Origin of the sequence: Trinickia symbiotica (assembly GCF_003028655.1) — a bacterium.
Lineage (GTDB): Bacteria > Pseudomonadota > Gammaproteobacteria > Burkholderiales > Burkholderiaceae > Trinickia > Trinickia symbiotica_A.
In genome coordinates this window covers 11,271-27,401 of sequence record NZ_PYUC01000005.1, presented here as the reverse complement: position 1 = coordinate 27,401, position 16,131 = coordinate 11,271, and the positions used below count along the sequence as shown (strand labels likewise).

Below are 16,131 nucleotides of genomic sequence, written 5' to 3'. Positions count from 1 at the left end.
GCGCCGCTGAACGCTGGAACGCCCGACACCAAGCGCTAGGCGCTAGCTCGAGTCATTGCTCGACGATGTCGAGGGAGGTCCGCGCGTAGCGCTCGACAAGCGGCTCCTTGCGAACGAGGTCCGCGAACTGCTCGAACGGCATGGGCCGTCCGGTCAGGAAGCCCTGCACGACGTCGCAGCCCGCCTCGACGAGCCATTGAAGCTGCCCGGGCATCTCCACACCCTCGGCGACGACCGCGATGTCGAAGCTATGCGCCATTGAAATGATCGCCGTGGCGATCGGCTGCCCCGAATCGGGCAGCGTGCGAACGAACCGACGGTCGATTTTTAAACTGTTGACCGGGAACGACTGCAGATACGAAAGCGAAGAGTAACCGGTTCCAAAATCGTCCAAGGCAAGGCGTACGCCCGCCGCTCGCAGTCGACGCATCGCTTCGACGCCCGCCTCGATGTTGGCCATAAGCTGACTCTCGGTGAGCTCGATCTCGAGCAAGCCGGCGGCCAGGCCGCTTTGCTCGAGCACGGTTCTCACGTCGTCGGTGAACCGCGGGTGCCGCAACTGATGCGCGGAGACGTTGACGGCGACGGGAATCGAGGCCGATGAATGCGCATTCCAGCGAGCCGCATCTTGGCATGCTCGCCGCAGCACCCATTGCCCGAGTGCGACGATGAGGCCGCTGTCCTCTGCGATCGGAATGAAATCGACAGGCGATATCGGGCCGTCGGTCGGATGGACCCAGCGAAGCAGCGCCTCGGCACCGACGAGCACTCCTCCCCGGCAGTCGAACTGCGGCTGATACGCGAGCTCGAACGCATTCGTCTCGATCGCCTTGCGCAACTCCATTTCGAGCCGCACACGTTTGCGCGTCTCGACTGTCATAGCGGGGTGAAATTCGACGGCGGAGTTTTTCCCTTTGCTCTTGGCCGCATGCAGGGCGATGTCGGCACTGCTGACGAGCGAGGCGACATCGGAAGCGTCGTCGGGAAACACGCTCATGCCCACACTCGCCGTTGCGGCGAAGCTCGTGCGAGACAGCGCGAACGGACGCGCGAGCGCTTGAGCGATCCGCTCGGCCGTTGCATGCGCTTCGAGCTTGCCGGCGGCAATGTCGACGACGACGGCGAATTCGTCGCCGCCTATCCGGCAGACCACATCGGTCGCCCGGACGATGCGCCGCAGCGCCGCCGCGACATGTTTGAGCAGTTCATCGCCTGCGCCATGCCCGAGCGTGTCGTTCACTGACTGGAAGTCGTCGAGATCGACGAGAACGAGCGCGATCCGCAGGGGTCCACCGATCGATCGGCGCAGGCGGCGATCGAGCTCTTCGTAAAACGCGCGTCGGTTCGGCAACCCGGTGAGCGGGTCGGTCGATGCCAGATATTCGAGCTCTTTTTCCGCGGCGGCGACGCGGGCGTCCAGGCGTGCGGTCAGTGCGAACGCGATCCAGATCGCGCCCAGCGATGCAGCCGCGAGAAAACCGGCGTAACGGATAAGCTGAACGAGCATCGCGTCGGTTCTCGCGACGAGGACGACACTGCCGAGCGACTTCCCTGCCTGGCTGATCGGCCGCGCAACGAATACGTCGTGCAGCGAAAGGCGGCTCTGAGCCGCGCTCGCGTTGGCGAGCGTCCCTTCCTCGAGCTCGCGTTCTTTCAGCCCCGGCTTCGCACAGCTCGCGAACCGTTTGCCCCCGCTCGTATAGATGTCCGCGCTCTCGATGTAAGGCACTTTACAAAGCGTGCGCAAGATCTCGCTCGCGGTGTGCTCGTCGTCGAACATCATCGACGCCGAGACGTTGTCCGCAACCATTTCGGCTTGCATGTCGACGTCTTCGGTCAGCGTTGCGCGCAGCGTGATGGCTTGATAAGCCAGCAGCACGACGCTCGCGGCGACGAGCGCGATGCTCGCCGGCAGCAGCTTGATCCGCGGCAAAGGAAGCACCGCGCTCGGCGTGACCTCCGTCGTACGCTTCACGAGACTTTCCTGGCCAGCCGCAGCAGCTTCGAACTAAGGCGAAGGTGACGCCGCAATGCTTCAGCATTGTCGATGTCGAACCGGAGTCGCCCGTCTTCGCGGAAGAGTCGAATCACATAGGGGCCTTCGGGGGCATCGGCTGTCCTGATGATCAGGAGCGGCAGATCCGGCCCCGTTGCCGGGCTCTCCCGAAGCCCGAAGGTACCGTTTCCATCGACGACCAGCACATCGCATCCGGCGATATCGTCGCTGCGCCCGGCGACATAGCGCAGATGACAAACGCGCATGGCGATGAAGCGCCCCTCAAGTTTCTCCAGCGCCGCGGCAACGTTGCTTTGCGGACGTACGCAAATGAGCAGGTGGCGTGCATTCGAGCGAGCGGGCGGCCAATCGGTAAAGGCGGCGAAGTCGGCAACGTACTCGGCCTCGATCGACGATAGGTCGGAGTCCGCGAGCGCGCGTTCCTGCGCGGCTACGGCAGCGAGCAGCAGCGCGAAGGTGAATAGTGTCCGTCTCATTCGAGTCTCGCCGCATCGAGCGTCGCCGCGAGCAAGGGCGAATCGACGGACCTCGACGAAGCGGACGGGACGGTCTCACGGGCCTCTTCATCCGAAGGGACCGCAATCGGCGCGAAGACCGCTATCGAAAAACGTGCAGGCGGGACCCGCCGGGTCGAGGGTTGTTCCGAGATCATCGAGCGAATTTGGAAAAGCCAGATTTGCGGCCCGGCACGGACCTGCTTTTCTTTATCGGCTGATTCGTCCGATTCTTGAGAAACCTTAAAGGGCAGGGCGAGCTCCGCCGCTACGGCCTTCGATTATCCCCTGCTATAGACAGGGTTTTTCCGTTTCTCTTAGCGCTGATCGAGTGGAAAGGCGTCGAGAACGGTTCGCAGCGCCGTGTCGAAGGGCGTGCGCCGACCGATCCCGAGCGCCTCGAGGCGGCTCGCGTCGAGCTGACAGTCACGCGGCCTCGGCGTGGCGTCGGCACTCGCGGGCTGCGGCTCGATGCGCGCGGCGACCCCGAGCGCACGGGCGATTCGCTTGGCGATTTCGAACTTCGTCATCGGTTCGGCCCCCGACCAATGCGCAATGCCGCAAATCGGCTCGCCTTGCTCGTATCGCTCGAGCATTTGCCGGATGACGTACGCGACGTCGCCGGTGAACGTCGGGTAGCGTGTCGCCCAGTCGTCCATGACGGCCGCCGGCGCGTCGGGGGCGGCTGATGCGACGACTGCCGGCGCGAGGCTCGTCACGGCGGATTCCTGCCATTCGACGATGTGCCCGAAAAGCAGCGGCAATCGCAGCACGCAGCCGAGGTCCGTCGCCTGCTGCAGCGCTCGCTCGCCATCGAGCTTGCTTCGGCCGTACGCATTGATGGGGCAGGGAAGGTCGTCGGTACGATAGGGCGGCTTCGTTCCGTCGAACACGTAGTCCGTTGAAAGGGACAAAACCCAGGCGCCGCGCCGTTTCGCGGCCGTCGCGATGGTCCGGACGGCCTCCACGTTCAACGCACGCGCGAGTTCCGGGTCGCGCTCGCAGACGTCGGGGCGGCGCTCGGCCGCTGCAATGACGATCGCATCGGGAGCGTGCTGCGCGACGAATGCCTCGATCGCGGCCGCGTCGCGAATGTCGAGCGCGACGGTACGATGATCGGCGCGGCGGTGCGCGGTGCCGATCACGTTCCAGTCGGCACGCGTGCCCAATTCACGGACGACGGCCCGACCGACGAGGCCGGACGCGCCGATGACGGCAATGCGGGCGAGCCGCTTCATCAAGCGCCGCCGGGTGCGCGGGGCGTCGCGCCCTTGACCGTGTAGCCGGCCTCGCCGATCGCGGCGCCGAGGCGGTCCGCGGCCTCCTTCGATTCAATGCGGACGAGCCCTTTTTCCAGCTCGATCTGCACGCGCGCATCAGCGTCGAGCGCGCGCACGGCCTTGGTGACGGCTGCGACGCAGTGCTGGCAACTCATGCCTTCGACTTGGAATTCGATCATCTGACGTGTCCTTTTCGGGTGAGCAGTTCTAGTAAGTGGCGCGGTGGCCGGAGTCCGTCGATCCGCGCATTGGCATCGACACCGGTCGCTGCACCGACGACTTGCATCGTAGACCTTCCCATGATAGGAAGGTCTACGATGTTTCGTGTTATTGGGAGCAATCGGATGAACATTGGTGAAGCGGCCCGTGCCTCGGGCGTGACGGCGAAAATGATCCGCTACTACGAAAGCGTCGGCTTGCTTGCGCCGAAGGCTCGCACGGAAGCAGGCTACCGCATCTATGGTCCTACCGAAGTGCACACGCTGCGCTTCATTCGGCAGGCTCGCCGCCTCGGCTTTCTCGTGGACGATATCCGCAAGCTGCTCGCGCTTTGGCAAGATCGCTCGCGCGCCAGTGCCGAAGTGAAAGCGATCGCGCTCGAGCACATCGCGGAATTGGAAGTGCGCATCGCCGAGCTCACGGAAATGCGCGACGTACTCGCGCAGCTTGCCAATCACTGCCACGGAGACGAGCGCCCGGACTGTCCGATTCTCGACGAATTGTCGACGCCGAGTCTCGATCACGGAAGCCACCACTCTCTTCCACCGGCCCGGGCAGCTCGTTGATTGCACATTAATGGTGCATTCATTCTGTTTTGGGAGATCCGGCGCACCATTCCGAACCGGAATGCCCAGTATTCGATCATTTCACTGGCAACTTTCCGGGGCACGGTTATAATCGGGGTTAACCCTCTAGGGAAAACCCTAGGCAGTGCCGCCAGGGCGATCCTGGCCTTCGGAGAACATCATGTTTGCCTACATCCTCGAAAAACTCAGCAACTGGTTTGAATCTGCCGAGCGTAGCCGCCGCGAAGAATACCTGGCGTCGTCGGCCGATGTCTTCGATCTGGAGCGTCGCCTTCGCGCGCTCGAGAGCAGCGGCTACACGCACTGAACGCCTCGTCGCTGGCGTCGCTGGGCGCAACTGTCTTATCTTACTGGCGTGAATGGCGCAGTCGCGCTAAGGTGAGCGCATTGCTCGCGTCGGCGGGCGTATCCCACGGATGGCTGTCCATGCGCTCGGTCTTCAGGCAACGCCAACTCGCATTCCTTCTTTCGTCGGCGTGGCTCCTCGCGGCCGCGCCGTCGCATTCCGCTTTCGCCGCATCCGACCGTGAGCCCCTCGTGCTCGACAGCAAAACGGGCATCCATGATGGGCAAAGCGGCATCGTTCTCCAGAACGCGCCGCTCGTCAGCGAGCCGATGGTGCAGGCGCAGTCGCTTCCGGTAGCAACCGAGCTCGCGCCGCAAGGGCAGCCTCCGATCGTCGTCTCTCCCTATATCGACTTGTCCCCGGATGCATCCGCGCCGCGAGGCCGGCATCGGATTCGCGCGGGCTCGGTGCCGACACAATAACAATGACAATCACGTCAAGCGCGACTCGATCTTGAATTCGGCCGCGTCGTCCTGCCCCAACACGCGGGCAAGATAGGGAAGCATCTCCTTCATCGTCGCGGCGAGCGTATAAGGCGGGTTCAGGACGAACATGCCGCTGCCGTAAAGGCCATAACCATCCGACGGTGGGCGGCCGACCGTCAATGTTACGTGCAGCCAATCGGTGGCTTGCAGCCGCTTCAACTGCTCCGGAAAGCGCTCCGATTCGGCACGGACCACTTGCGGATACCAGATCGCATAGATACCGGTGGCAAAGCGCTTGAGGCTTTCCTCGATGCAAGTGAGCGTGCGCGCGTAGTCGCGCTTGTCTTCGTAGGATGGATCGACGAGCACGAGCGCCCGGCGCGGAGGAGGCGGCAACAACGCCTTGATCCCGTCGAAACCGTCCCCCGCGTAAAGCATCGCGCGACGGCCGGCATCGCGAAAGTTGTGGCGCAAAATATCGATTTCGGTCGAATGCAGCTCGAAGAGCCGCATTCGATCCTGCGTACGCAAAAGCCGCCAGGCGAGAAAGGGCGATCCGGGGTAAAAGCGCAATTGCCCGTCCGCGTTGAGCGCGCTCACTTGTTCCACGTAGTCGGCGACGGGCGCCGGCAGGTCCGCGCGCGCCCATAGTCTTCCGATACCCGTTTCATACTCGGACGTTTTCGCGGCATAGCCCTCCGTCAGCGAATACACGCCCGCGCCCGCGTGCGTGTCGACATACCAGTACGGCTTGTCCTTCTGCCCGAGGTAGCGCAGAAGCTGCACGACGACCGCGTGCTTGAGGACATCGGCATGATTGCCGGCATGAAATGCATGGCGGTAGCTGAGCATGGGGAAAGCGGCGGTAAAGGTCAGCGCGTGGCGGGGTAGCGGTCCGGCGGGAGCGAGCCAGCGCGGCGACGGCGGGCCCGGCGAGCCAAGTCTTCGCGCGCGGCCCCTGTCGGGCGCGCGTCATCGTGGCTGCTCGAATGGCGCGTATTGTACGCGAACGATTGCGAGTACCGCTTTGCTCGCCGGTTGGCGCGTCGCCGTGCATGCTGGTCGTCTCGATACCTCATCGATTGCATCTCCTTGGGAAACGGTGAGTTGCGGCGCGGCTTCACGCCGCGCGTAAAGCCGTTCGTGCACAATAGCGAAGTCCGCCGCGGCGTGGGAGCAAGCCGAACGACATATGCCGTTCGGCAACGTTGCCGCGTCTCGCACGCCGTGGTGTCATTGTGTCCACCTCGATGGAGATTCCAAATGTCCTCGTTGAATACCAGCTTGAACGGGAAGGCGGCGGTCGTGACCGGCGCGGCCAGCGGCATCGGCAAGGAAATTGCGTTGACGCTTGCCCGGCAGGGCGCCGCGGTGGCGATCGCGGACCTGAACCTCGCGGGCGCGCAGGCGGTCGCCGATGAAATCGTCAAGGCCGGCGGCAAGGCCATTGGCGTGGCGATGGACGTGACGAACGAAGAGGCTGTCACGGCAGGCATCGATCAGGTCGCCGAGCAGTTCGGCTCGGTCGACATTCTCGTTTCGAACGCGGGCATCCAGATCGTCAATCCGATCGAAAACTACTCGTTCTCCGATTGGAAGAAGATGCAGGCCATCCACGTCGATGGCGCGTTTCTGACTACGAAGGCCGCGCTCAAGCACATGTATCGCGATAATCGCGGCGGCGTCGTCATCTACATGGGTTCGGTCCACTCGCACGAAGCCTCGCCGCTGAAATCGGCCTACGTCGCGGCGAAGCACGCGCTGCTCGGCCTCGCTCGCGTGCTGGCGAAGGAGGGCGCCGCCCACAACGTTCGCTCACACGTGGTATGCCCTGGCTTCGTGCGCACGCCGCTCGTCGACAAGCAGATTCCCGAACAGGCCAAGGAACTGGGCATCAGCGAGGAAGAGGTCGTCAAGCGCGTCATGCTCGGCCAGACGGTAGACGGTGTTTTCACGACGGTCGAAGATGTCGCGCAGACCGTGCTGTTCCTTTCGACGTTCCCAAGCGCGGCGCTGACGGGGCAGTCGTTCATCGTCAGCCACGGCTGGTATATGCAATAAGGAGGAGCCGGCGATGGCGGAGCGCAATGGGAGACCAATCGGCGCTGGAGCATCGTTGGCGCCCGAGGCCGCGCGTGCGCGGCCGGATGGCCGGGAGGGTGACGAAGCGGTTCGTCAACCCGTTATCGTTTTGCCGCCGTATGAAACGGTCGCGCTGGTGCTGCAAGGCGGCGGCGCGCTTGGCGCCTATCAAGCCGGTGTCTATGAAGGGCTTCACGAGGCAGGCGTGTTGCCCAACTGGATCGCCGGCATTTCGATAGGGGCGCTCAATACGGCCATCATCGCGGGCAACGCGGCGAACGACCGAGTCGCGAAGTTGCACGAGTTCTGGGAGACGATCTGTCAGCCCGCTTACGGTTTGCCGTTGCCGCCGGCTGTCGAGAACGCCTTCTTCGAGTCCAACGAAACCGTGCGCACGGCATTCACGGCCATGCAGGCCGTCAGCGCCCTTCTCGACGGGCAGAAAGGCTTCTTTGTGCCGCGCGTGCCGCCGCCGTTGCCATTCTCGGTCAGCACGCCCGATCGGGCGAGCTGGTACGACACCACGCCGTTGAAAGCGACGCTCGAACGCCTGTGCGACTTCGACAGGATCAATTCGGGCGAAATACGCGTCTCGGTGGCGGCCGTCAACGTCGGCACCGGCAACTTTGCCTACTTCGACAATACCCACACGAAGCTTCGGCCCGAGCATTTCATCGCATCGGCTTCATTACCGCCAGGGTTCGCCGCCACGAACGTCGACGGTGAATACTATTGGGACGGCGGACTGATGTCGAACACGCCGCTTTGGGAAGTCGTCCAAACCACGCCGCGCCGCGATACCCTCGCGTTTCAGGTGGATCTTTGGAGCGCGCGCGGCCCTGTGCCGAACAACGTCACTGACGTACAGGGCCGAGTGAAGGACATTCAGTATTCGAGCCGCACGAGGCTCGTCACGGACATGCTCCAGCATTCGCAGCGCTTTCGCCATGTGTTGCGCGAGTTGCTGACGCGTGTGGCGCCCGAACATCGCGACGATCCCTGGTGCAAGCTGGCCGACGAGCTGGCGACCTCGCGCCGCTACAACGTCGTTCAGCTCGTTTATCGCGACAAGGAATTCGAGGGCAATTACAAGGACTATCAGTTCGGGCTGTCCACGATGCATCTGCATTGGAAGAGCGGCCTACAAGATATTCGCTTGAGTCTTGCTCAGCCCGGATGGCTGGAAATGCCCCAGAACGACGCCGGGTTCGTGACGCACGACATCCACAGGGATCTGCGCTGAGCTTTGCTCTCGGCGAAGTCGAGCGCGAGAAGGAGAACGCGAAAAGGAGAACGGCGCCGCGAGGGGCGCCGTTCGTGCGTTTGGCCAGTGTGTCAGCCGAGCCGGGCGAGCGTTTTGGCCCGCGCCGCGCGGCGTGCCGGTCGGTCGCCCGTTATTTGATCACGTGCGCGATCGCGTTCGCGACGACGTCGATATTGCGCGTGTTGAGCGCGGCAACGCAGATGCGGCCCGTGCTGACCGCATAGATGCCGAACTCTTCGCGCAGACGATCGACCTGAGCGGCCGTCAAGCCCGAGTACGAGAACATCCCGCGCTGCGCATTGACGAAGCCGAAGTCGCGGTCGACGCCTGCCGCTTTCAGGCGCTCGACGAGACCATTGCGCATCGCGCGAATGCGGTCGCGCATCTCTGCCAGCTCCTCTTCCCACGTTGCCCGCAAAGCCGGGGTGTTGAGGATGCTGGCGACGATCGAGGCGCCGTGCGTCGGCGGGTTCGAGTAGTTCGTGCGAATGACGCGCTTCAGTTGCGAGAGCACGCGCGCCGCTTCTTCCTTCGTATCGGTGATGATCGAAAGCGCGCCCACGCGTTCGCCGTAGAGCGAGAACGACTTCGAGAACGACGACGCCACGAACGTATTCACTTCCGCCGCGGCGAAAAGCCGTACCGCCAGCGCGTCCGCTTCGATGCTGTCGCCGAAGCCTTGGTACGCGATGTCGAGGAACGGCACGAGCCCGCGCGCCTTCACCACTTCGACGATCTGCTTCCATTGCGCCTCGCCGAGATCGACGCCGGTCGGGTTGTGGCAGCACGCGTGCAGCACGACGATCGTCCCGGCGGGATAGCCGTTGAGTGCATCGAGCATCGCGGCGAAATTTACGCCATGCGTCGCGCCATCGTAATAGGGGTACGAGACGACTTCGAAGCCCGCGCCTTCGAAGAGGGCGCGGTGATTTTCCCAGCTCGGGTCGCTGATGGCGACCTTCGCGGCCGGCTTCAGGCGTTTGAGGAAATCGGCGCCGATCTTGAGCGCCCCCGTGCCGCCGAGCGCCTCGGCCGTCACCACGCGTCCCTCCGCGATGAGCGGCGAAGATTGGCCGAGCAACAGCGTTTGCGCGGCGGTGTTGTAGGCCGCGATGCCTTCGATGGGCAGGTAGCCGCGCGGCTGCTCAGCCGCGACGCGAGCCTGTTCCGCCTCGCGCACCGCACGCAGCAACGGGATCTTGCCTCCCTCGTTGAAGTACACGCCAACGCCGAGATTGACTTTCGTCGGGCGCGAATCGGCGTTGAATGCTTCGTTGAGGCCGAGGATCGGGTCGCGGGGCGCGAGTTCGACTGCGGAGAAGAGGGACATGATGTACGTTCGGCGTAGTAAGGAAAGAGGGCTGCTCTCGCATCGGGCCCGAAACCGGCGGCGGATGGCGTCCGTTCGGCAATGGGCGGCCGGCCCGTGGCGAAACGCTATGACGGAAAGCGAGATTGTAGCGAATTTTGGCGTGAATCCGGGCCCGAATCGCAATTGCCCTGGAAGGCGGGAAGTTGCGAACGTCCCGGCGGCGGGTCTGCTCGCGAAGGCGCAAACCGTTAAAATAGCGTTTTTCTTCGGCGAAGGATGCCCTTTTCCTCATGTCCGAGCACACGTCCCACGCCGCCGATGACCTCGACGAATCGAAGTTCGTCGAATTCGACGGCTCCCCGTTCCATCTTTACCAGCCTTACCCGCCGGCCGGGGATCAGCCCGAGGCGATCAGGCTGATCGTCGAAGGCGTCGAAGACGGTCTGTCGTTCCAGACGCTGCTTGGCGTAACGGGCTCGGGCAAGACTTTCACGATGGCCAACGCGATCGCGCGCCTTGGGCGCCCGGCGATCGTGTTCGCACCGAACAAGACGCTCGCCGCGCAGCTCTACTCGGAATTCCGCGAGTTCTTCCCGCGCAACGCGGTGGAGTATTTCGTCTCCTACTACGACTACTACCAGCCCGAAGCTTACGTGCCGCAGCGGGACCTGTTCATCGAGAAGGATTCGTCGATCAACGAGCACATCGAACAGATGCGGCTTTCGGCGACGAAGAGCCTGATGGAGCGGCGCGACGTCGTCATTGTCGCGACGGTCTCGGCGATATACGGTATCGGCAACCCGAGCGAATATCACCAGATGATCCTCACGCTGCGCACGGGCGACAAGATCGGGCAGCGCGAGGTGATCGCGCGGCTGATCGCGATGCAGTACTCACGCAACGAGGCCGATTTCCAGCGCGGCGCATTCCGCGTGCGCGGCGACACGATCGACATCTTCCCGGCCGAGCATGCCGAAATGGCGCTGCGGATCGAGCTCTTCGACGACGAAGTCGATTCGCTGCATCTGTTCGATCCGCTGACGGGCCGCGTGCGCCAGAAGATTCCGCGCTTTACCGTCTATCCGTCGTCGCACTACGTGACGCCGCGAGAGACGGTTATGCGCGCGGTCGAGACGATCAAGGCCGAACTGCGCGAGCGGCTCGAGTTTTTCCATAGCGAAGGCAGGCTCGTCGAGGCGCAACGCCTCGAGCAGCGTACCCGCTTCGATCTCGAGATGCTGCAGGAGCTCGGCTTTTGCAAAGGCATCGAGAACTACACGCGGCATTTCTCCGGTGCGGCGCCGGGTGAGCCGCCTCCGACGCTCGTCGATTACCTGCCGCCAGACGCGGTGATGTTTCTCGACGAGTCACACGTGCTGATCGGCCAGCTCAACGGCATGTACAACGGCGACCGCGCACGCAAGCAAAATCTGGTCGACTACGGATTTCGGCTGCCGTCGGCGCTTGACAACCGGCCGCTCAAGTTCCACGAGTTCGAGCGCAAGATGCGGCAGGGCATCTTCGTGACGGCGACGCCCGCCGATTACGAGCGCAAGACATCGGGGCAGGTCGTCGAGCAAGTCGTGCGGCCGACGGGGCTCGTCGACCCCGATGTCGAGGTGCGTCCCGCGCGCACGCAAGTCGACGACGTTCTGTCGGAAATCAACGCGCGCGTCGCCGCGAACGAGCGCGTGCTCGTCACCGTGCTCACCAAGCGCATGGCCGAGCAGCTCACGGAGTTTCTCGCCGATCATGGCGTCAGAGTGCGCTATCTGCACAGCGACATCGACACCGTCGAGCGCGTCGAGATCATCCGCGATCTGCGGCTCGGCACGTTCGACGTGCTGGTCGGGATCAACCTGCTGCGCGAGGGGCTCGACATTCCGGAAGTTTCGCTCGTGGCCATCCTCGACGCGGATAAGGAAGGCTTCCTTCGGGCCGAGCGGTCGCTGATTCAGACGATCGGGCGGGCTGCGCGCAACGTCAACGGCCGCGCCATTCTCTATGCCGACCAGATCACCGATTCGATGCGCCGCGCGATCGACGAGACCGAGCGGCGCCGGGCGAAGCAAATCGCTCATAACGAACGGATGGGCATTACGCCGCGCGGTGTCGTGAAGCGGATCAAGGACATCATCGACGGCGTCTACAACGCCGACGATGCGCGCGCCGAGCTGAAGGAGATGCAGCAGCGGGCGAAATTCGAAGACATGTCGGAAAAGCAGCTCGCCAAGGAAATCAAGCGGCTCGAGAAGCAGATGATGGACTACGCCAAGAATCTCGAATTCGAAAAGGCCGCTCAGGCCCGCGATCAGCTCGCCGTGCTGCGAGAGCGCGCGTTCGGCGCGAACGTCGGCGATTCGATCGTCGGCAACGGCTGAGTGCCGCCGATACAACGCCAATTCCCCGCTCCCCGCGTGTTTATTTGGTATGACGAGCGGTTCGGTGTTAGACTTCCACTCAATTGATAATCGTTCGCATTTGCGTTCGTGTTCGTGTTCCAGCGTGGCACGATCGCCGAGAACGCGTTTCGCGGCGGAGCGGGCGCTCCGCCTTTGTCTCTCTCGTAGGAGTTTCGATGCAGCGTACTTCCTGGATTCGCAGCGGCCTCGTGGCGGCCGTTGCGATGGCCTCCGTGGCGGCGTCGGCCGCCGAATATCCGATCGGCAAGCAACAGATCGCGGGCGGCATGGAGATCGGTGCCGTCTATTTGCAGCCGATCACGATGGATCCCGAGGGCATGATGCGCAAGGCGTCCGATTCGGATATCCATCTCGAGGCCGATATCCATGCGGTGAAGGGCAATCCGACGGGCTTCGCGGAAGGCGACTGGATGCCGTACCTGCAAGTGACTTACGAATTGACGAAGCCGGGCTCGAACTATTCGGCGAAAGGCGATCTCATGCCGATGGTGGCGGACGACGGCCCCCACTACGGTGACAACGTCAAGCTCGCCGGGCCGGGCAAGTACCACCTCAAGGTCGTCGTGAACCCGCCGATGCAGACGGGCCATATGGCATTCGGTCGCCACGTCGACAAAGAAACCGGTGTGGGTCCGTGGTTCAAGCCGATCACGCTCGAATACGACTTTCCGTTCGCGGGCATCGGCAAGAAGGGCGGGTACTGAGCGATGCGTCCGTTCTTCATGACCGTCGCGATCGCGGCCCGGAGGCATGCATGAGCGCGCATCGCAAGATTGCAGGATTCGCATCGGCGGTGCTCATTGCCATGGCGAGCGTCGGCTCCGCGGCGCACGCCGAGGATCTCCCGACGTTCAAGCTCGAAATGGCCGACGGCAAGCTGAATCCGGCGCGGATCGAAGTGCCGGCCGGCAAGCGCATCAAGATCGAGATCCGCAACACGGGCAAGGGCGCGGTGGAGTTCGAAAGCGTCGAGCTGCGCAAAGAGAAGGTGCTCGCCCCGGGCGCCGACTCGTTCGTCGTCATTGCGCCGCTCGATCCGGGGCAATACAAGTTCTTCGATGATTTTCATCAGACGGCGCAAGGCGTGATCGTCGCGAAGTAGCAGTTGCGCGCGGTCGCCCGATCGGGGACGGCCGCGCGCGGGAGAGGATGGATGGGCCAGGTACTGTTCGTGGTATGGCGGGAAAGCGTCGAGGCGCTGCTCGTAGTCGGTATTCTCTATGCATGGTTGAGTCACGGCGACGATTCGGCGCGTCGCGGTCTGCCGTACTTGTGGGCCGGCGTGGGCGCGGGATTGCTCGCGGCCGTGGCTTTGGGCGCGGCGCTCGTCGGCTTCAGCGAATTCTTGTCGGGCGATGCGGCCGATTATTTCCAGACGGGCATGGTCCTCATCGCGTGCGTGCTCATCGTCCAGATGGTGCTCTGGATGAAACGTCATGGGCGCACGCTCAAACGCGATATGGAGCGTTCGCTGCAAGCGCATACGCGCGACGGTAACGGCTGGGGCATCGCCGTTCTCGTGGCGCTCGCCATTGCGCGGGAAGGCAGCGAGACCGTCATCTTCCTCTATGGCCTTGGATTCGGGCAGTCGGGCGCTGTCAAAGGTACCGACCTCCTTGCGATCGTGCTCGGCTTCGGGCTCGCGCTCTTTACTTTCTATCTGCTGCAGCTCGGCGGGCGCATCTTTTCTTGGCGCCAATTTTTCCGCGTGACCGAGATCATGCTGTTGTTGCTGGCGGCCGGCTTGCTCCAGACCGGTGTCGATAAGCTGATCGATAAGGAGATCCTGCCGCTCGGGATCACGCAAGTGTGGAACACTTCGGCGCTGCTCGACGACTCGAGCACGGTAGGCTCGCTCGTCGCCGCGCTGACAGGTTACCGAGCGCATCCGTCGCTGACGAACCTCGTCGCGTATTTGCTCTACTGGTTGTTCGTCGGCTGGCTCGTGCGCCGCGCGAGCCGTGTGCCGGCGGCCGCGGCGAGCCGCGCGGTATGAGCGCACGGATCGGCATTTCGGCGAGCGCGGGGCGGCTCGCGTATGTCGGCGACTGGATGCAGCGCAACGCCGCGGCCATTCGCGGGGTGCAATGGCTGGTCGTCGCGGTCTACGCATTCTTGATCGTCGTCCCGGCCTGCCTGCCGTTGCCCGATGAGACGGCGCACCTGTGGAGCAATCTCACGCTTGCTGCCCAGTTCGTGTTCTGGGGCATTTGGTGGCCGTTCGTCCTGCTTTCGATGGTTCTGCTCGGCCGTGTCTGGTGCGGCGTGCTGTGCCCCGAGGGTGCGCTCGCGGAGTTTGCGAGCCGGCACGGCCGGGGCCGGGCCATCCCGCGCTGGATGCGCTGGGGCGGCTGGCCGTTCGTGGCCTTCGGATTGACGACCATCTACGGTCAGATGGTCAGCGTCTACCAATATCCGCTCGCGGTTTTGTTGGTGTTGGGCGGCTCGACGCTTGCCGCAATCGTCATTGGTTTGCTCTATGGGCGCGAAAAGCGTGTCTGGTGCCGCTATCTGTGCCCCGTCAATGGCGTGTTTTCGTTGCTCGCGCGGCTTGCGCCTTTCCACTACAAGGTCGACGAGGACGCATGGCGGCGCTCGTACAAGCAAGGCGAGCAAGGTCACCGAGTCATCCCGATCAACTGCGCGCCGCTGGTTCCGCTGCGCAATATGAAGGGCGCCGCGTCGTGCCACATGTGCGGCCGCTGCAGCGGACACCGTGAGGCCATCGCGCTCAGTTGGCGCTCGCCTTCACATGAAGTCGTCGAGCTGGGTCGGCAGGCAGGCAACGCGTGGGATACCGCGTTGGTGCTCTATGGTTTGCTCGGCGTCGCGATCGGCGCGTTTCATTGGACGGTGAGCCCCTGGTTCGTGCAGTTGAAGCAGTTTCTTGCGATGTGGCTCATCGATCACGATGTGACGTGGCCGCTTGCGACGAACGCGCCATGGTTCATCCTGACGCACTATCCCGACCAGAACGATGTCTTCTCATGGCTCGATGGGACACTCGTCGTTGGCTATATCCTCGCGACGGCCCTCGTCTACGGCACGGCGCTGCTAGCGTTGATCGCGCTGGCGGCGCGCGTGCTCGGGTCTTGGGATCGCCAACGCCTCCATCATTTGACGCAGGCGCTCATCCCTGTTGCGGGAGCCGGTGTCTTTCTCGGTTTGTCCGCGACAACGGTTTCGCTTTTGCGCGCCGAGCATCTCGCGCTCGACTGGGTGCCCGTCGTACGGATTGCCGTGCTGGCCGTCGCCAATTCATGGAGTGCGTGGCTCGGATGGCGCATTGCATGCAGCTATCGACCACGATGGCTAGCTCGCTTTCGTGCGATGGTGCCTTTCGTTGCGGCGCTTGCCGTTGCCGACAGTGCGTGGTGGCTGATGTTCTGGGGCTTCGCGCACTGAGGCTCGTAGGGAATGGATGACTGCGAGGGGGCGTCTGCGGTTGGCTGGCCAAGTCTGGCCATTAAGGGGCTTGCTGAACGATAGCCAACCGTCTGATGGCATCGAAGGCTGCACGGCCCGGATCTTCACTGCGAGGCAGTAAGCGGCATCAAAAAAGCGGCATGGCTGGCTTCGACGGTTGCTGAAAGGTTTGCACGAAGGGGTCTAGACTCGCGTGCTACGTCGTCTCTGCTGGCTACTACCCAACACCTCTCACGGAGGTGGTCCCCACAATAAC

16 protein-coding genes are annotated in these 16,131 nt (G+C 63.4%); 10 read left to right on the top strand and 6 right to left on the bottom strand.

Annotation, left to right across the window (positions count from 1 at the left end; translation table 11 throughout):
• Positions 1-52: 52 nt before the first annotated feature.
• From C9I57_RS10920 to C9I57_RS10900, 4 genes are all read right to left on the bottom strand, one after another.
• Positions 53-1,975 (bottom strand): putative bifunctional diguanylate cyclase/phosphodiesterase, encoded by a 1,923-nt coding sequence (locus tag C9I57_RS10920; RefSeq protein WP_107150695.1) that lies wholly within the window; start codon positions 1,973-1,975, stop codon positions 53-55.
• A complete protein-coding gene (locus tag C9I57_RS10915) occupies positions 1,972-2,493 on the bottom strand; it encodes a YfiR family protein (protein WP_107150693.1) in 522 nt (173 codons plus the stop codon). The genes C9I57_RS10920 and C9I57_RS10915 overlap by 4 nt, the downstream gene beginning before the upstream one ends.
• A 335-nt stretch (positions 2,494-2,828) precedes the next feature.
• Positions 2,829-3,749: a dTDP-4-dehydrorhamnose reductase family protein gene (locus C9I57_RS10905; RefSeq protein ID WP_107150690.1), complete on the bottom strand. Its 921-nt coding sequence runs from the start codon at positions 3,747-3,749 to the stop codon at positions 2,829-2,831.
• Positions 3,749-3,970, bottom strand: coding sequence for a heavy-metal-associated domain-containing protein (locus tag C9I57_RS10900; RefSeq protein WP_107150688.1), 222 nt, complete (start codon positions 3,968-3,970; stop codon positions 3,749-3,751). Before C9I57_RS10900 ends, C9I57_RS10905 begins: the two co-directional genes overlap by 1 nt.
• A gap of 165 nt (positions 3,971-4,135) precedes the next feature.
• On the opposite strand from C9I57_RS10900, the gene cueR reads away from it, so the two are divergent.
• From cueR to C9I57_RS10885, 3 genes are all read left to right on the top strand, one after another.
• The gene (gene cueR / locus C9I57_RS10895) at positions 4,136-4,576 is read left to right on the top strand and encodes a Cu(I)-responsive transcriptional regulator (protein ID WP_107150687.1); all 441 of its coding nucleotides are present in this window, start codon (positions 4,136-4,138) and stop codon (positions 4,574-4,576) included.
• 181 nt (positions 4,577-4,757) lie between these two features.
• Positions 4,758-4,904, top strand: coding sequence for a DUF3563 family protein (locus tag C9I57_RS10890; protein WP_107150685.1), 147 nt, complete (start codon positions 4,758-4,760; stop codon positions 4,902-4,904).
• A gap of 119 nt (positions 4,905-5,023) precedes the next feature.
• Positions 5,024-5,365, top strand: a complete 342-nt coding sequence (locus tag C9I57_RS10885; protein WP_181321798.1) for a hypothetical protein — start codon at positions 5,024-5,026, stop codon at positions 5,363-5,365.
• Positions 5,366-5,374: 9 nt separating this feature from the next.
• Here C9I57_RS10885 and C9I57_RS10880 read toward each other — a convergent pair whose 3' ends face one another.
• Entirely contained in the window at positions 5,375-6,220 is an 846-nt protein-coding gene (locus C9I57_RS10880) for a 23S rRNA (adenine(2030)-N(6))-methyltransferase RlmJ (protein WP_107150683.1), read from the bottom strand.
• A 411-nt stretch (positions 6,221-6,631) separates the two neighbouring features.
• On the opposite strand from C9I57_RS10880, the gene C9I57_RS10870 reads away from it, so the two are divergent.
• Together C9I57_RS10870 and C9I57_RS10865 are read left to right on the top strand one after the other, a co-directional pair.
• Positions 6,632-7,429, top strand: coding sequence for a 3-hydroxybutyrate dehydrogenase (locus C9I57_RS10870; protein WP_107150680.1), 798 nt, complete (start codon positions 6,632-6,634; stop codon positions 7,427-7,429).
• A gap of 13 nt (positions 7,430-7,442) precedes the next feature.
• Positions 7,443-8,693: a DUF3734 domain-containing protein gene (locus tag C9I57_RS10865; RefSeq protein ID WP_107150679.1), complete on the top strand. Its 1,251-nt coding sequence runs from the start codon at positions 7,443-7,445 to the stop codon at positions 8,691-8,693.
• Between the two features lie 151 nt (positions 8,694-8,844).
• Here C9I57_RS10865 and C9I57_RS10860 read toward each other — a convergent pair whose 3' ends face one another.
• Positions 8,845-10,044: an amino acid aminotransferase gene (locus tag C9I57_RS10860; RefSeq protein WP_107150677.1), complete on the bottom strand. Its 1,200-nt coding sequence runs from the start codon at positions 10,042-10,044 to the stop codon at positions 8,845-8,847.
• 272 nt (positions 10,045-10,316) lie between these two features.
• Between C9I57_RS10860 and uvrB the strand changes: the two genes are divergently transcribed.
• The 5 genes from uvrB to C9I57_RS10835 all read left to right on the top strand — a co-directional run bounded on the left by uvrB (position 10,317) and on the right by C9I57_RS10835 (position 15,854).
• The gene (gene uvrB, locus C9I57_RS10855; protein ID WP_107150675.1) at positions 10,317-12,407 is read left to right on the top strand and encodes an excinuclease ABC subunit UvrB; all 2,091 of its coding nucleotides are present in this window, start codon (positions 10,317-10,319) and stop codon (positions 12,405-12,407) included.
• 197 nt (positions 12,408-12,604) lie between these two features.
• Entirely contained in the window at positions 12,605-13,153 is a 549-nt protein-coding gene (locus C9I57_RS10850) for an iron transporter (RefSeq protein ID WP_107150674.1), read from the top strand.
• 50 nt (positions 13,154-13,203) lie between these two features.
• Positions 13,204-13,551, top strand: coding sequence for a cupredoxin domain-containing protein (locus C9I57_RS10845; protein ID WP_107150673.1), 348 nt, complete (start codon positions 13,204-13,206; stop codon positions 13,549-13,551).
• A 51-nt stretch (positions 13,552-13,602) separates the two neighbouring features.
• On the top strand, positions 13,603-14,445 hold the full coding sequence (locus tag C9I57_RS10840) for an FTR1 family iron permease (RefSeq protein ID WP_107150672.1): 843 nt from the start codon (positions 13,603-13,605) through the stop codon (positions 14,443-14,445).
• On the top strand, positions 14,442-15,854 hold the full coding sequence (locus tag C9I57_RS10835; protein WP_107150670.1) for a 4Fe-4S binding protein: 1,413 nt from the start codon (positions 14,442-14,444) through the stop codon (positions 15,852-15,854). Before C9I57_RS10840 ends, C9I57_RS10835 begins: the two co-directional genes overlap by 4 nt.
• Positions 15,855-16,131 lie beyond the last annotated feature (277 nt).

Coding starts and splice junctions, on each gene's coding strand:
- C9I57_RS10915 (WP_107150693.1), bottom strand. CDS start 2,493: ATGAGACGGACACTATTCACCTTCGCGCTGCTGCTCGCTGCCGTAGCC.
- C9I57_RS10905 (WP_107150690.1), bottom strand. CDS start 3,749: ATGAAGCGGCTCGCCCGCATTGCCGTCATCGGCGCGTCCGGCCTCGTC.
- C9I57_RS10900 (WP_107150688.1), bottom strand. CDS start 3,970: ATGATCGAATTCCAAGTCGAAGGCATGAGTTGCCAGCACTGCGTCGCA.
- cueR (WP_107150687.1), top strand. CDS start 4,136: ATGAACATTGGTGAAGCGGCCCGTGCCTCGGGCGTGACGGCGAAAATG.
- C9I57_RS10890 (WP_107150685.1), top strand. CDS start 4,758: ATGTTTGCCTACATCCTCGAAAAACTCAGCAACTGGTTTGAATCTGCC.
- C9I57_RS10885 (WP_181321798.1), top strand. CDS start 5,024: ATGCGCTCGGTCTTCAGGCAACGCCAACTCGCATTCCTTCTTTCGTCG.
- C9I57_RS10880 (WP_107150683.1), bottom strand. CDS start 6,220: ATGCTCAGCTACCGCCATGCATTTCATGCCGGCAATCATGCCGATGTC.
- C9I57_RS10870 (WP_107150680.1), top strand. CDS start 6,632: ATGTCCTCGTTGAATACCAGCTTGAACGGGAAGGCGGCGGTCGTGACC.
- C9I57_RS10865 (WP_107150679.1), top strand. CDS start 7,443: ATGGCGGAGCGCAATGGGAGACCAATCGGCGCTGGAGCATCGTTGGCG.
- C9I57_RS10860 (WP_107150677.1), bottom strand. CDS start 10,044: ATGTCCCTCTTCTCCGCAGTCGAACTCGCGCCCCGCGACCCGATCCTC.
- uvrB (WP_107150675.1), top strand. CDS start 10,317: ATGTCCGAGCACACGTCCCACGCCGCCGATGACCTCGACGAATCGAAG.
- C9I57_RS10850 (WP_107150674.1), top strand. CDS start 12,605: ATGCAGCGTACTTCCTGGATTCGCAGCGGCCTCGTGGCGGCCGTTGCG.
- C9I57_RS10845 (WP_107150673.1), top strand. CDS start 13,204: ATGAGCGCGCATCGCAAGATTGCAGGATTCGCATCGGCGGTGCTCATT.
- C9I57_RS10840 (WP_107150672.1), top strand. CDS start 13,603: ATGGGCCAGGTACTGTTCGTGGTATGGCGGGAAAGCGTCGAGGCGCTG.
- C9I57_RS10835 (WP_107150670.1), top strand. CDS start 14,442: ATGAGCGCACGGATCGGCATTTCGGCGAGCGCGGGGCGGCTCGCGTAT.